We start from the raw sequence: 14358 nt of genomic DNA, 5'->3' as shown, positions 1-14358 counted from the left end.
ATACAGGAAAGTCCTGCAGCCGCCTTGAACTTGTCGTCCGGGAATGCGGGCTCATGCTGCAAGGGATGGTATCCGTGCTTTTGATGTTGCCATACTTTTTTGCGAATCTGCAGAATTCGTTCCGACTTTCCGGGGCCCCGGAAAGTGGGGAGGGAAAATCAGGAGCCTGTATACAGGGATTCATGGCTTCTTCTCTGCCAAAGCTGTATTCCGGCCGGAATATTCGCGATATACATGGCAGATGTGGAAAATAGAATCCTTCCATGGAGAGCTCACTGATTTCCTTCTCCATACATTTATATTGCATAAGCACCCCTTTTTTACAACCTCCCTTAAGAATTTTCCATGAAAAGCAGATAATGTCATGGAGACACTGTCATTCCGGTTATAGAATGACAGTGGGCGGGAAGGAAAGCACGTAACGCAGGCTCCTTCCTTAGGTGGCAATCCTGCATAGAATTGCCAAGTCGGGCAAAGTAGGCCCTTAGCCTGCCCATAAAAGGGCCTACCTTTTGTTTGCCCGACCGGGATGGAGCTGGGCGGAGCCCTGAGGATAGGTCCAAGAAATTTTTCTAAAATTTTTCCCTCCAGGGGGTCTAAAATTCGAACCTCAAACGATATTAATAATAGAGGGGTGAAAAGACCTCATGAGATGATGAGTCTGATTTCCAAGCTGCCATCCTCCACATCCGCGGTAAGGAGAAGGGCAGGGGAATGAAGAAACATCAGGGAATTCCATCTTTTCAATCCTCCTTCTTCTAAAATCGGCCGATGATAGACAGAAGACAATGCAGTACCAATAAACAGAAGACAGAAAAGCAATAAGGAAGAGCGCTCGCAGGACTTTCCTCTCTCTGATGTGCGTATCCTGCACAGGATACGCAAGTCGGGAAAAGTTGGCCCCTGGTCTGCACATAAAGGGGCCTTCCCATGGTTTTCCCGACCGTCCATGTTCCGAGCAGCACCCATGTATGTGGGAGGACCAAGGCGCGGACGCCTGATTCATTGGTTGAACTTATCTGGCGGGGCAGCGTCGGCTTGATGGCTGTCTGGTTTTATTCTTGAACTTTCAGCCCCTACAAGGAGCAGGGTGACGCGAATAGCGGGCTATTTAAGGAACCCTGGGACGCAGCAGGGGCTGAAAGTTTTTATAAGACCAGATTCTGCCATTAAGCCGATGCTGCCCCGATACTCCCCTGATAGGCTTTTCTTTTTTTGGTATGTAGCTTGGTTATCTCAGCCATCAATATGGTACGAAAAAAGCCCTTCCTCTATGGGAAAGGCTTTTTGTTTAGAAAGAACAGCTGTAGAAAATGGAATCACCAAGGCTAAGCCGCTCTTTGATGAAGCATAACATGATTGTCATGCTTATAGGATCTTTGCTTTTTCATGGGTGAAATCATACGATCAATGACGGATACGATCAATGACGGAGAATTTTTGAAAATTGATTTTTCATAAAAATGGAGGAGCCATGAAATATACCATTATCATTGAAGAAACGGTTTCTGAGAAGTTTACATTGGAGGCGGAGGGCGAAAGGGAGGCGCTGCAAAAGGCGGAGCGGCTGTATCGGGAAGGGAAATGGGTGCTGGAGCCGGGCAGTCTTTTGGATGTGAAGTTCCAGGTCCAGGAGGAAGGGGAGAAAGCGGATTGACAGGGATGGCTCTTCTTTTATAATGGAGAAAAGGAGGGCTTTTATGGATACCTGTCTTGATATGTCCCTGGCGGCGGCGTATACCAGCCATTCCCAGAGGGCCCGGGTGGTGACGGAGGACTGGGTGGAGCGGAATATGTACTGTCCCCGCTGCGGCTGTGACCATCTGGAACATTTGAAGGCGAATCGGCCGGTGGCGGATTTTGCCTGCCCCAGCTGCGGCGAGATTTTTGAATCGAAGGCCAAGCGGGGCGCTTTGGGGCGAAAGATTGCGGACGGCGCCTATGATACCATGATTCGCCGGATTCATGAATCCGACAATCCTGATTTCCTTTTTATGTCCTATGACCTTGACATCGGCAGGGTGCAGGATTTCCTTATTGTACCGAAGCATTTCTTCGTGGATTCCCTTATTGAAAAGCGCAGGCCCCTGGCCGCCACGGCCCGGCGGGCTGGCTGGACGGGCTGCAGCATCCTTTTGGATGAGGTGCCGTCCTATGGGCGCATTGCCATCGTCCGCGGCGGGCTGGCAGTCGATAAGGATGAGGTGTGCCGGAAATACAGGAGTACCTCTTTTCTGGGGGATATGAACCTGTCCTCCCGGGGCTGGCTCATGGACGTATTCCGCTGCATGGAGGAAATCGGGAGCGAAGAGTTTACCCTGCAGGATATGTACCGCTTTGAAGGAAGGCTTGCGATTCTTCATCCGGATAATCACAATATCCGTGCCAAAATCCGCCAGCAGCTGCAGATGCTGCGGGACCGGGGTCTTATCCGGTTTGTGGACCGGGGTGTCTACAGGAAATGTTAAGGCTTTTTTTATGAAGGAAATCACTGCTCTGCTTTATCACGATTTCATGGCGCTGGATGCACTGGGGCGGCTGCCGGGGTATGAAATCCGGTATGCCTCTCTTTCCGGCGGCCCGGTGTCCAATGAGAAGGGGCTTACGGTGGAGACGGAGGCGCTTGGTTCTCTTGGAAGAAGCGATATCCTTCTCGTTCCCGGCGGCATGGGGAGCCGGAAGCTGGCGCTGGATGGCGATTTCCTTTCGGCCCTTCGGAAGGCGGCGCTGGAATCGACGGTGGTGATGACGGTGTGCACCGGCTCTGCCCTAGGGAAGCACTGATTAATTCGCAGAATCAAATTTCATATGCATTTTTATCCAATGCTACGTCATAAGTCTCCTTAAATAGCTCGCTATTCGCGTCGACTTATTCCTTGCATTGAATAAAAATACAAGAATGAAATCCGATAACGATTTAATCAGCGCTTCCCTAGCGGCGGCAGCGGGGCTTCTGGACGGGCTCCGGGCCACGGGAAATAAGAGGGCCTTTGACTGGACCATGTCCATGGGTGAAAAGGTGCTCTGGCAGCGGGATGCCCGCTGGACAAGGGATGGGAAGTTTTACACCGCCGCCGGCGTGTCGGCGGGGATAGATATGGCCCTGGGCTTTGTGGCGGACCATTTCGGCAGGGAAAGGGCCCTTTCCATTGCGGAGGGCATGGAGTACTGCTGGAATGAAAAGCCCGAGGCGGGCTGGTGTTTTAAGGAATAGGGGAAATAGGAAAAATGAAATAAAACGGCGCTCCGAAAAATCGGCGGGCGCCGTTTTTGTGAAGAAAGGGAGCGTCATGGCGGCGCTGCGCTTTGCTCCGGCGGCAGGGGGGAAGGGGCGTATGCCTCATTTGGCACCATCTGCGCCTGCAGTCTGAAATCTGCTTTCTAATTTCTAATCTCGTGCTCCCAATGTATCATGCCTCTTTTCTATATCAAGATAGGTCATGAAACAGATTTCATGAAAAACTGAATTGTGGTATACTTTAATTAATGGGGAAGTTAGTTATCTAAAATAATGGGAACAGAGGGATTGCGATGAATAGTGAATTGACCAGACAGTTTTTGGATGCCTGCCACGAGGCACGGAGAATCTGCGAGATTCTTCCGGACCTTCCGCCGAAGGTGAAGCCCCGGCATATCCGTATTATCAACTGCATCTCCACCATCCATGAAAAACAGGGAAGCGTCCGAGTGAGCGATGTGGCTGCCGCCATGAATGGCACCATGCCTTCCATTACGAAGCTGGTGAATGAGCTCTGTGAAATGGGGGCGGTGAAGAAAAGGCAGAGCCGGAATGATAAGCGGGTGTATACGCTGAAGCTGACGGACCTGGGAGATCATTACTACGATGTGTATGTGAACCAGTTCCAGGGCTGGCTCTGTGACCAGATGGAAGACATTCCGGAGGAAAATGTAAAGGCCATGGTGGACACCATCCATAGGGTCAAGGATATCCTGATGAAAGCCAGGACCCATGACGGACGGCTGAAATGATTGGGGAAAGCACGGCAGAGGGCCGTGCTTTTTTATTTAGATTTCAAAATGCTCTTTAAAGAGGAAGTGAACTGTAGTATACTAAGGGTGCGTAGTTAGTTATCTGAAATAAATAGTTACAGGAGCTCAGAGGATTAGGATAGTTTTCGGGTTCTGATGCTCGGTGTCACTAGGGAAGCAGCATTCCGGCGGCCCCCCATTTTAGTGGCTGCTTATTCTGTTACTTCAAGGGGAGCAAAGATTTTCTTGCGTCCCCTTTAGGGGAAGAGGGCCACGAAGTGGCGAAGGGGTGCTGGAGGGTAAGAATCGGAAAGAAACGCAAAGTAGAGCAGGCCGCCTATCGGCGGTCCGGATAACAGCGGAGTGTCACATCGGCGCTTGGCCCCGTACACCCTATGGCCCCTCAAGGGGCAGCGAGGGTGGGCGGAGAGAAATCTTTGAGTCATACTCTTCCTGCACCCTTCCGGCGGGCCCCCTTTGGTGGCTGGCGCCACCACCTTTGCCCCTATTCAGGGGGCACTATGGGCGCTGGGCTTTTGAGTCAATTTGTGTTTATGGCGATAACGCCGGAAAACTTCACAACCGCCCTTACGGGCGAAGCCCGGCTGTAAAGGTTTTAGGCCGCGAAGCGGCCATTATAATTGCGGCGTCAGCCGCCACCACAACCCTCGGCCCGAAGGGCCGTCAAACCTGAGAACCCTCTGAACCTTCAGAACCCTCACGCCCGCAGGGCGTGTCAAAAAGGGCCGCGAAGCGGCCCCATTATGAAAGGAAGCAAGTCATATGCAGTTTGAACGCCGTCTGGACGGTAAATTGATTTTTTCCATCATCGCCGCAGGCATTCTGTCTTTTACCGGCGTGGTCATCGAAACGGCCATGAATGTTACATTTCCTTCCCTCATGAAGGAATTTTCCGTTTCCACTTCCCTGGTGCAGTGGATTACCACGGGCTATCTTCTGGTGCTGGCGGTGGTGATTCCGCTGTCGGGGTACCTGAAGGAGCGGTTCCCCATGAAGAAACTTTTCCTCACGGCGGCGGGGCTTTTCATTTTGGGCACTCTTCTGGGCGCCTGGTCGCCGGATTTCCTGCTGCTCCTGCTGGGCCGCCTTCTGCAGGGGGCGGGGACCGGTATTGCGCTGCCCCTCATGTTTAACATCATCATGGAACAGGCGCCTTTGGACCGGCTGGGGGTCATGGTGGGTGCCGGCATGCTGGTGTGCGCCCTGGCTCCGGCGGTGGGGCCCTCCATCGGCGGGTACATTGTGAGCCTCTTCGGCTGGCGCATGATTTTCTGGGCCGTGCTTCCGCTGCTTCTGGTTTCCTTCGTTCTGGGTGGCCTGTCGGTGCGCCAGTCTTCGGATATCCGCATCCGTTCCTTTGATGCCGGCGGTCTCCTGTATCTGGCCATTTCCTTCACCTGCCTCCTCATGGGCTGCACGGAGCTGGGCCATGGGAAACTGACCCTCATGGCGGGCGTCCTCTTTGCCGGTTTCCTGCTGGCCCTTCTCCTTTTCCGGGAGAGGGAAAGAAAATTAATAGAGAAGGGAGAAAGGCCGCTCCTGAATATCCGGGCCCTTGGAAATCGTCCTTTCGTGCTGGGGGCGCTGGGCCTTTCGCTCCTTCAGCTCATCTGCCTGGCCCTGGGCTTTCTGATTCCCAATTTCTCCCAGATTGTTACCGGTGAAAACGCCTTCGCCGCAGGATGCATCCTTCTTCCCGGCTGCATCCTGGGCGCCCTCTTTGCACCGATATCCGGACGCATTTACGACCGATTCGGCGCCAAACGGCCGGTGCTTCTGGGAAGTGCCTTCCTTATTTTCTCCCTTGTCCTCTTCAACAGCACCCTCTCTTCCGCCTCCACCTGGGTGCTCACGGTGTGCTACCTCTTCTTCGCCGCCGGACAGGGACTGTCCGTAGGAAATATTCTCACCTACAGCCTTTCTGTGCTGAATCAATCCATGAAACCTGACGGTAACGCCATCTGCAACACCGCCCAGCAGCTCTCCGGTGCCGTAGGCACCGCCGTGGCCGCCGCCATCGTCTCCGCTGCCCAGACCGCCCATCCCGGAGGCTTCGCCGACGCCACGGCCAAGGGCACCGCCGAAGCCTTCCTGGTCCTCCTCATCCTCGGGGTTCTCCAGTTCCTCTCCCTCTTCTCCTCCTTTCGGAAAGAAAAAAGAGTGGAAAGAAGGGAAACAATAGAAGGCAGAAGATAGACGATAGAAGGTTGTCCGCTATCGGCTTACCGCTGTCCGCTGTCGGGGAGACATCAGACAATCAGATGGCATAGGAGTCATATATGACGGCGCCCTTGAAACGGAGGGGCGCCGCTTTTTTTATGCTTTTTGGGATGGAGCCATTTCTCTCAAGAGGAAGCGGAGAAATGAAACGTGGAAAAACCGCTATTACCCTTCCGGCGGGCCCCCTTTGGAGGCTGCGCCACCACCTTTGCCCCGGTGGGAAGCGTGTCACTGAATTCTCAGTCGCCTGTCGGCTCCCTATGAATCCAGTTCCCTTGCCACCCCGGCGGAGCCGGGGGCACTATGGGCGCTGGGCTTTTGAGTCAATTTATGTCTATGGAGATAATGGCGGAAAACCATACAACCGGGCTTCGCCCGTGGAAATGCACCCCTTTTGGTGCTGCGCACCACTTCCCCCGGGGGGAAAGTTTTCTCGCCGCTTAGCATTTGAATTCATAAGCAACTCAAGATATAGCGCCGCTAGAATCTCCCCCTCCGGGGTGGCAAGCGAACGTGATTTGTAGGGGAGCGACAGCGACCTGAAAATCACGTGAGACGCTTTCCCGTGGAGAGACGCCGCCGCAGGCGGCAGAAGGGGTGCATTTCAAGCGCCCGTCAGGGCGGTTGGCTTGTTTTCCTCCGGGCGAAGCCCGGTTGTATGGTTTTCTCTCCGCTGCTGCCATAAACTCAAATTGCCGCCACTGCCCAGCACCCATAGTGCCCCCTGAATAGGGGAAAAAGTGGTGGCGCCAGCCACCAAAGGGGGGAGGCTGCCGACAGGCAGCATAAAACACTCCCCTTTGAACCAGCCCGCTCTGTGGGCGGAACCGGAGCCGCCCGGGGCGAAGCCCGATGTCGGCTTGAACCCGGACGCCGCAGGCGTCTGAACCTTCTTGTTTTCGGGAATACAGTTAAACACCGTAAGTAACACATACACAAAGGAGGAATCATGAATCTGGACAATACGCTGGGCTTTATCCTGGGCCGCGTTTCCAGGAAGGTCCATTACCGGCTGGATGAGATATTCAAGGCCAACGACATTACCATCGAACAGTGGGTGGGGCTCCGCATGATTCATGAAGCGGGCCCTCTCTGCCAGCGGGAGCTTGCTGACCGGATGGAGAAGAACCAGAACACCATCAAGGCACTGACGGACCGTCTGGAAAAGAAGGGGCTCATCGAAAGAGCCATCGACCGAAGGGACAAGCGGAATCTCACCCTTACCCTTACCGACCGGGGAGAAGAGCTTCTGGAATCCCTCTCTCCTCTGGAGGAAAAGGTGAATGAAACCATAGAAACCATATTGACGCCAAAGCAGACGGAGCTCTGCAAGGAACTGCTTTTGCAGCTGGAAAGAAATCTGTAAGGAACGATTTCCTATTTCATAAAAAAGAAGGGCATACCATGGCATATTACACAAGCAATGAAGAACATCCCATTGACATTTTGAATATTAAAGGACTGGAAGCAAAGGTGAAGGCCCGCATGGACCCCGGCGCCTTCGGCTATATCCGGGAAGGAGCGGAAGACGAATGGACCATGCGGGAAAATACCCGCTCCTTTGAGGACAAACACATCGTCCCCCGGGTGCTCCGCGGGATTTCCCACGCCGATCTTTCCACCTCCATTTTCGGCATTCCTCTGAAAACGCCGGTCATTGAAGCGCCCTCCGCCGCCCACGGCCTGGCCCACATGAAGGGCGAAGTGGATACCGCCATCGGCGCCGCCAAAGCAGGCACCCTCTTTACCATGAGCACCTACGGCAGCACAAATCTGGAAGACGCTGCTGCCGCCTGCCCCGGAGCGCCCCAGTTTTTCCAGATTTACATGAGCAAGGACGACGGATTCAATGAATTCCTCATCCGCAAAGCCGTGAAAGCCGGCGTAAAGGCCATCATCATGACCGTGGACTCCACCCTGGGCGGCTACCGGGAAGAGGACATTGCCACTAAATTCCAGTTTCCCCTCCCCATGCCGAACCTGGCCGCCTACGGAAATGCCGACGGCAAAGGAAAAAATATTTCTGAAATCTACGCCGCCGCCAAGCAGGACTTCGTTCCCGCCGATGTGCAGAAACTGAAGGACATGTCCGGACTGCCGGTCATCGTCAAGGGCATCCAGTCGCCGGAAGATGCGGACATCGCCATCAATGCCGGCGCCGACGGTATCTGGGTCTCCAACCACGGCGGCCGCCAGCTGGACGGCGGCCCTGCCTCCTTTGCCGTCCTCCCCTCCATTGCGGCGGCAGTGAACCGCCGGGTGCCGGTCATCTTCGACAGCGGTGTACGGAGAGGAAATCACGTATTCAAAGCCCTGGCCAGCGGCGCCGACCTGGTAGCCATCGGCCGCCCCGTCATCTACGGCCTCAACCTGGGCGGAGCCGAAGGGGTGAAATCGGTATTCGACCACTTCAATAAGGAACTGTCCATCACCATGCAGCTGGCCGGTACCAAGACCATTGAAGAAGTGAAACAGACAAAACTGATTTGAGCATACAATAAAAAGGGGGCAGTACTCTTGACAGTGCTGCCCCCTTTTGTTGTGGGAGGGTTGACGGGGCTTCGCCCCGAAGGTTCTTAAGGTTCTTAGGTTTGACAGCGGCTTCGCCGCTGAGGGTTGTGGTATCGCCCTTCGGGCGATGAGTATATATGCTGTGGAGGTCCTGCATAGGACCTCCAAGTCAGCCGAAGTTGGCCCTTAGCCTGCCCATAAAAGGGCCTTCCTTTTGTCGGCTGACCGTTTCCGGCGGCAACGCTGCCTCTGGCAGCGAAAACCATACAACCGCGCCTGCGGCGCGTGGAAATGCACCCCTTCTGCCTACGGCACCTCCCCCGGAGGGGGAGGTTTACTCTCCGTTCAGCGTTTGGACTCATAAGCATCTAAAAGCATAGCGCCGCTAAAACTTCCCCCTCCGGGGGAAGTACCGCCGCAGGCGGGGATAGGGGTGTATTTCCATCGCCCGTCAGGGCAGTTGGCTTGTTTTCCTCCGGGCGAAGCCCGGTTGTATGGTTTTCTATCCGCTGCTGCCATAAACTCAAATTGACGCCATTGCTGAGCATCCATAGTGCCCCCAGCGAAGCTGGGGGAAAGGTGGTGGCGCCAGCCACCAAAGGGGGGCTGCCGCAGGCAGCTAATCACAAAAATGATATTTTTGCCGATGAATACAAAGGTACGAGTCATAAAACCAGCGGAGTTCAACATGACACTTAAAGATTCATCAGCAGAAATCGCATTGACGGTGATTGGCCGCCTAAAGGCGGCCACCCCCCTATCCGCCTACGGCGGACTTCCCCCTATTCAGGGGGCAGAATAGGCCTCTCTACGCTTACCAGTAGAGACATATGGCACATTGCCCAGCACCCATAGTGCCCCGCTTTAGCGGGGTGGCAAAGGCTGTCGCTCAGGATGACGAGGGGGAGGCGGGAAGGAGCCGTCGGCCAGCGGTAAGCCGAAAGCCGATAGCGGACAGCAGAAAGCGTCTGATGTCTACCATCTATCATCTATCTTCTATCGTCTAACATCTATCTTCTACCATACCATTTATCCCACTCACCATTCCTTCCTGAAGTTCCAGGCAATGAGGGCTCCTGCCAGGAGGAAGGCGAAGGCGGTGGACCAGAAGACGGAGGGGTAGCCCAGCCAGCGGGCCAGGGCGCCGGAGCATACGGGGCCTGCCACGTTGCCCATGAGGAATACGCTGGACACCACGCCGAAGACGATGGACCGTTTTTCAGGAGGCACGGATTTGGCGATGATGGTGTTTGTGCAGGGAGCGATGAGTCCCATGCCCAGTCCCGTAATGCCCCGCCAGGTGCCAAGGCCGGTGACGGAGCTCATCATGTACTGCATGATGAAGGTGAATCCCACAAAGAAGGTGGCGCCCACCAGAATCCGGTGGGGCCTGATGGATTCCGTAATCCGCCCCACGTTGAGGGACATGGCGGCGCTGCAGCCGCCGGAGATGAAGATGATGAAGCCTACGATGGTGGCCACCAGTTCGCTGTCCGTTCCCATCATCTGTTTAATATAAAGAGGCAGGATGGGACCGATGCCGGTGATACCGAAATTGCAGAGGAACTGCATGAAGGTCATGAGCCGCACCCGGGGAATTTTCAGGAAATAGAGAATCTGGCTGAAGGTGGATTCTCTTTCCTTCTCCGCCCCCTTCCGATGGATGGCGGGAAGAAACATTCGCACAGAGAGGAAGCAGCAGAACGCCAGGAACGCAAAGAAGAAAAAGGGCATGCGGTAGCCGAAGGTGTCGGCAATGGTTCCGCCCAGGAGGGGGCCAAACATGATGCCCATCACCATGGCCGCCTGGAAATAGCCCATGGACCAGGAAGTCTTCTGCTCCGGCGTCACGGAAACCACGATGGAAAGGCCGATGGGCACAAACCCGCCCACCAGTCCCTGGGCCATGCGGAGGAAAAGGAGCTGCCAGGGGGAAGTGGCAAAGCCCTGGAGCAGGGAGGAGGCGGTGACCGTGAGAAGCACCACGGACATCACCGTCTTCGGTCCCCGCCGGTCCGCCTGGATGGACCAGAAGGGAGCGGAAAAGGCAATCATGAAGGGTGTCACCCCTACAATAAGCCCCGCCCAGAACGCCGCCTCCCCGGGGTCCGTGAGCCCGATTTCTGAAAGAAAAAGAGGGAGGAAAGACATGACGCCTACCATGGAAATACCGGCACCTACCTGGATAAGGCAGGTGAGATAGACAATGGATTTCCAGTTCTTCATGATTTCCTCCTTTCTATTGTGGGGGCCGCCTGCGGTGGCCCCGGGTTCAAAGGGTTCATAAGGTTCAAAGGGTTCAGAGGGGGTGGTATCGCCTTTGGACACGCCCTACGGGCGTGAGGGTTCAAAGGGTTCAGAGGGTTCAGAAGGTTCAGAGGGGAAGGTATCGCCTGCGGCGATGAGTTTTATAATTCCGCTCCGCGGAATGGAAAACCTTTACAACCGCGCCTGCGGCGCGATGGAAATGCACAAGCCTCTGCCGAAGGCAGCATATATACTCCTCTTTGAACCAGCCCGGAAGGCGAAGCCCTTCCCGGGCCGAACCGGAGCCGCCCCGAGGACAGCGGATAACGGTCAGCCGTCTCCACTAGTCCACCAGCTCACTATCCCACTAGTCCACCAGCCCACTAGCTCACCAGTCCACCATCTCACAAACTGTGCGGCCCTTTCCACAGTTTTCCTTCCGCCAGGTACCGGAGGGCTTCTTCCAGTCTTTCGGCGCCGTAAACGAAGTGATTGCCCCGGTTCATCTGGAATACGGTCTCCACGCCCCTTTGCTGCAGGATTTTTTCGATTTCCAGGGTGGCATCTTCCACTTTGGCCATGCGGGGATTGCCGGTTTTCTTTTCCCGATCTCCCAGGGAGAGGTACACCCGCTTCACCGCGGGATTTATGCCCTTTTCCCGGATGAAATCGGTGAAGCCGTCGAACCAGAGGGAGCCGGAGATGGAGGCGGCAGCGGAGAGGGCTTCCGACCGGGACGCCATGTAGAGGGCAAAGAGGCCGGACATGGAAATGCCTGCCATCATCCGATGAGAGACGGTGAGGCCTGCCTTTCTTTCAATGCCGGGGAAAACCGTTCCTTCCAGTTTTCTCATGAAACCCTCGGCGCCGCCGGAAAAGTCATCTTCACTTTTAAAAACCTTCGGCGCCTTCCAGGGGGAGAGGTCTCCGTTCCAGTCCATACCGGACATGGACACCAGCGTGAGGGACAATTCTTCCGCCAGATGGGCCACTTTTTCCGTCACCGGCACCGGTTCCAGGATATACACCACCCTGCCCCCGCCGCTTCCCCGGTAGATGGTGCCATGAAGGGAGCCTTCCTGCCAGTTCATGATTTCCATGGTCATTTCCCCTTGAATTCCGGTTTTCTCTTTTCCAGAAAGGCGGTGATGCCCTCCCTGAAGTCCTCGCTTCCGGAACACTGTGCCAGATACACCGCTTCGGCTTTCATATAGTCTTCAAAGCCTTTGTACATGCTTTCGAACATGAGTTTCTTCATATTGCCATAGGCCAGAAGAGGCCCTTCAGTGAGCTTTTCCGCAAAGGCCATGACGGTGGGCATGAGCTCTTCCTTCGTGGTGATTTCCTTCACCAGTCCCATTGCCAGCGCTTCCTCCGCCTTCACCGGACGGCCGGTGACAAACATGTCGAAGGCTCGGTGGGTGCCTGCCATGCGGGGCAGGAAATAGACGCCGCCGGTGTCCGGGCAGAGACCGATGCCTACGAAGGCCTGCAGAAATTTCGCATTGTCCGCGGCGAAGATGAAATCGCAGGCAAAGGCCAGGTTTGCCGCGCCCCCTGCCGCTGCACCTGCCACAGCGCAGATAATGATTTTGGACATTTTCTTCATGTACAGCACGATTTCCGACAGTTTCCCCGCCAGAGGCGCCATGGATTTCTTTGAGAAATCGGGCTCATGGCAGTGGGCCTTCATATACCGGATGTCGCCGCCGGCGGAAAAAGCGCGGCCGGCGCCGGTGAGTACCAGCACCTTCACCTCCGGATTTCCTTCCGCCTTTTCCAGCGCATCCGCCAGCTCGCCGGCCATTTCCATGTCCAGCGCATTCAGCGTGGGCGCATAATCCAAAGTAATGGTTTCGATGCCCTTTGCCAGGGACGTATGAATTCTCTGATAAGCCATGACTGCCTCCTTTAAAAACAAATATACCTGCCCTTATTATATCATTATGGATGAAATAAAAAGCATCCCTTCTCCAGAGCTGCTTTCTATCATTTTCTGTGTGAAATCTGCCAGTGGTGTATTTTCATGAGGAGGAAATAGGAAAACCCAATATCCGCTATTTCCTTCCGCTTCCGCCAGTCCTCCTTCCGGCTGAAGGCAATAATCTGGTCAATCCGTTCCTTCAAAAGCTCTACCAGACTGTCCACCGCCACCTGGACGGAAAGCTCCCCCTCCGGCCATTCGCCGCCGTCCTGGAACTCTGCCACCGCCCTGTACAAATCTTCCCCAAAAGACAGTCCATGCGCTTCGCAGAACTTCCGGCAGTGTGCCATCCAGGACGCTAGGGAAGCACTGATTAATTCATAGAGTCTGCTTTTATAAGAATTTTTATGCACTGCTTCGTCATGGGACTCCTTAAATAGCTCGCTATTCCCTTTCCCATTCCTCGCATTGCATAAAAATTCTAGAATAAAAGCAGACAACGATTTAATCAGCGCTTCCCTAAATCCCTTTCGTCGAAATCGCTGTTTCGTGCATATCGAAGCACTTCTCTGTGAGTTGGTACCATAGTGCCGCCTCCGTTTCGTACTACAAATATAACATTTACAGCACTCTCTCCTCCCCATTATACACCATCAGCAGAACAGCTTCTCCGCCAGGAAACAGCCCAGCGCCACAAAAAGAAGCCCCAGAAAAAGCTGCAGAAAAATATATCCCAGCCCCTCCGGCCACCGTCCCGCTGCAAAGAGCTGCAGGGTTTCATTCATGAAGGAAGAAAAGGTGGTGAGGCCGCCCAGAAATCCGGTGATAAGAAACGCCGCCGCCCCGGGCATGGGATAGGCCCGGGAAAAAAGGATGCTCAAAATCCCGATAAGAAAAGACCCCGCCCCATTCACCGCCAGGGTGCCGAAGGGAAATGCCGTACCCAGAGCCCCCGCCATCACCAGGGTAGTGAAATACCGGCAAAGCGCCCCCAGCGCCCCGCCTGCCGCCACCAGCAGTGGAAAAATGCTTTGATTCATCATAACCTCCATAAAAAACCTCCTGCTCTGAAAAAGAGCAGGAGTCATCATCTCGTAAGAGCATTCGGCGAAAGCAGGAAATCGCCCGGCGAACTCCATCACCGTCTGTGGGCTTCATTGTATCACAGGATGGCTCCCCCGTGAAGGGGCCGCTCTGCGGCCCGGGTTCAGAGGGTTCAAAGGATTCAGCGGGAAAGGTGGACGGGGCTTCGCCCCGAGGGTTCTTAAGGTTCTTAGGTTTGACGGGCCTTCGGCCCGAGGGTTGTGGATAGCCGCCTTTGGCGGCTATGATTATAAAATCAGCGTTACGTGCTTGCCTCCCCGCCGGACCCGTCATTCTGAACGAAGTGAAGAATGGCCGGTCGGCCAGCCAAAAGGAAAGCCCTCTTATGGGCAGGCTAAGGG

The 14358-nt window shown here is 54.9% G+C and carries 13 protein-coding genes and 1 riboswitch; of the genes, 8 read left to right on the top strand and 5 right to left on the bottom strand.

Translation table 11 applies throughout. The features are described 5' to 3' along the window. Positions 1-1474 precede the first annotated feature (1474 nt). From QZQ29_RS06080 to QZQ29_RS06045, 8 genes are all read left to right on the top strand, one after another. Positions 1475-1657 carry a DpnD/PcfM family protein gene (locus QZQ29_RS06080; protein ID WP_296961138.1) on the top strand — a complete coding sequence of 61 codons (183 nt, stop codon included), beginning with the start codon at positions 1475-1477 and terminating at the stop codon, positions 1655-1657. 43 nt (positions 1658-1700) lie between these two features. Then, entirely contained in the window at positions 1701-2468 is a 768-nt protein-coding gene (locus tag QZQ29_RS06075; RefSeq protein WP_296961135.1) for a DpnI domain-containing protein, read from the top strand. 10 nt (positions 2469-2478) lie between these two features. Next, positions 2479-2784: a DJ-1/PfpI family protein gene (locus QZQ29_RS06070; protein WP_296961132.1), complete on the top strand. Its 306-nt coding sequence runs from the start codon at positions 2479-2481 to the stop codon at positions 2782-2784. A gap of 115 nt (positions 2785-2899) precedes the next feature. Next, positions 2900-3214 carry a hypothetical protein gene (locus QZQ29_RS06065; protein WP_296961129.1) on the top strand — a complete coding sequence of 105 codons (315 nt, stop codon included), beginning with the start codon at positions 2900-2902 and terminating at the stop codon, positions 3212-3214. A 317-nt stretch (positions 3215-3531) separates the two neighbouring features. After that, positions 3532-3990 (top strand): MarR family winged helix-turn-helix transcriptional regulator, encoded by a 459-nt coding sequence (locus tag QZQ29_RS06060; protein ID WP_296961126.1) that lies wholly within the window; start codon positions 3532-3534, stop codon positions 3988-3990. 783 nt (positions 3991-4773) lie between these two features. Then, on the top strand, positions 4774-6207 hold the full coding sequence (locus QZQ29_RS06055; protein ID WP_296961123.1) for an MFS transporter: 1434 nt from the start codon (positions 4774-4776) through the stop codon (positions 6205-6207). A 973-nt stretch (positions 6208-7180) separates the two neighbouring features. After that, positions 7181-7597, top strand: coding sequence for a MarR family transcriptional regulator (locus QZQ29_RS06050; RefSeq protein WP_296961120.1), 417 nt, complete (start codon positions 7181-7183; stop codon positions 7595-7597). Between the two features lie 38 nt (positions 7598-7635). Next, positions 7636-8721, top strand: a complete 1086-nt coding sequence (locus QZQ29_RS06045; RefSeq protein WP_296961118.1) for a lactate oxidase — start codon at positions 7636-7638, stop codon at positions 8719-8721. A 1059-nt stretch (positions 8722-9780) separates the two neighbouring features. On the opposite strand, the gene QZQ29_RS06040 is transcribed toward QZQ29_RS06045, so the two are convergent. From QZQ29_RS06040 to crcB, 5 genes are all read right to left on the bottom strand, one after another. Beyond that, on the bottom strand, positions 9781-10971 hold the full coding sequence (locus tag QZQ29_RS06040; RefSeq protein WP_296961142.1) for an MFS transporter: 1191 nt from the start codon (positions 10969-10971) through the stop codon (positions 9781-9783). A gap of 422 nt (positions 10972-11393) precedes the next feature. After that, positions 11394-12089, bottom strand: coding sequence for an alpha/beta hydrolase-fold protein (locus tag QZQ29_RS06035; protein ID WP_296961116.1), 696 nt, complete (start codon positions 12087-12089; stop codon positions 11394-11396). A 2-nt stretch (positions 12090-12091) separates the two neighbouring features. Continuing rightward, positions 12092-12889: an enoyl-CoA hydratase-related protein gene (locus QZQ29_RS06030; protein WP_296961114.1), complete on the bottom strand. Its 798-nt coding sequence runs from the start codon at positions 12887-12889 to the stop codon at positions 12092-12094. Positions 12890-12978: 89 nt separating this feature from the next. Next, on the bottom strand, positions 12979-13326 hold the full coding sequence (locus tag QZQ29_RS06025) for a hypothetical protein (RefSeq protein ID WP_296961113.1): 348 nt from the start codon (positions 13324-13326) through the stop codon (positions 12979-12981). 240 nt (positions 13327-13566) lie between these two features. Then, positions 13567-13965, bottom strand: coding sequence for a fluoride efflux transporter CrcB (crcB, locus tag QZQ29_RS06020; protein WP_296961111.1), 399 nt, complete (start codon positions 13963-13965; stop codon positions 13567-13569). A 19-nt stretch (positions 13966-13984) separates the two neighbouring features. Then, positions 13985-14065, bottom strand: a riboswitch (Fluoride riboswitch). Between the last annotated feature and the right edge of the window lie 293 nt (positions 14066-14358).

Source organism: uncultured Dialister sp. (assembly GCF_900538805.1).
Classification (GTDB): Bacteria; Bacillota; Negativicutes; order Veillonellales; family Dialisteraceae; genus Dialister.
The sequence above is the reverse complement of the archived record's forward strand: the minus strand, read 5'-3'. Positions and strand labels throughout refer to the sequence as shown.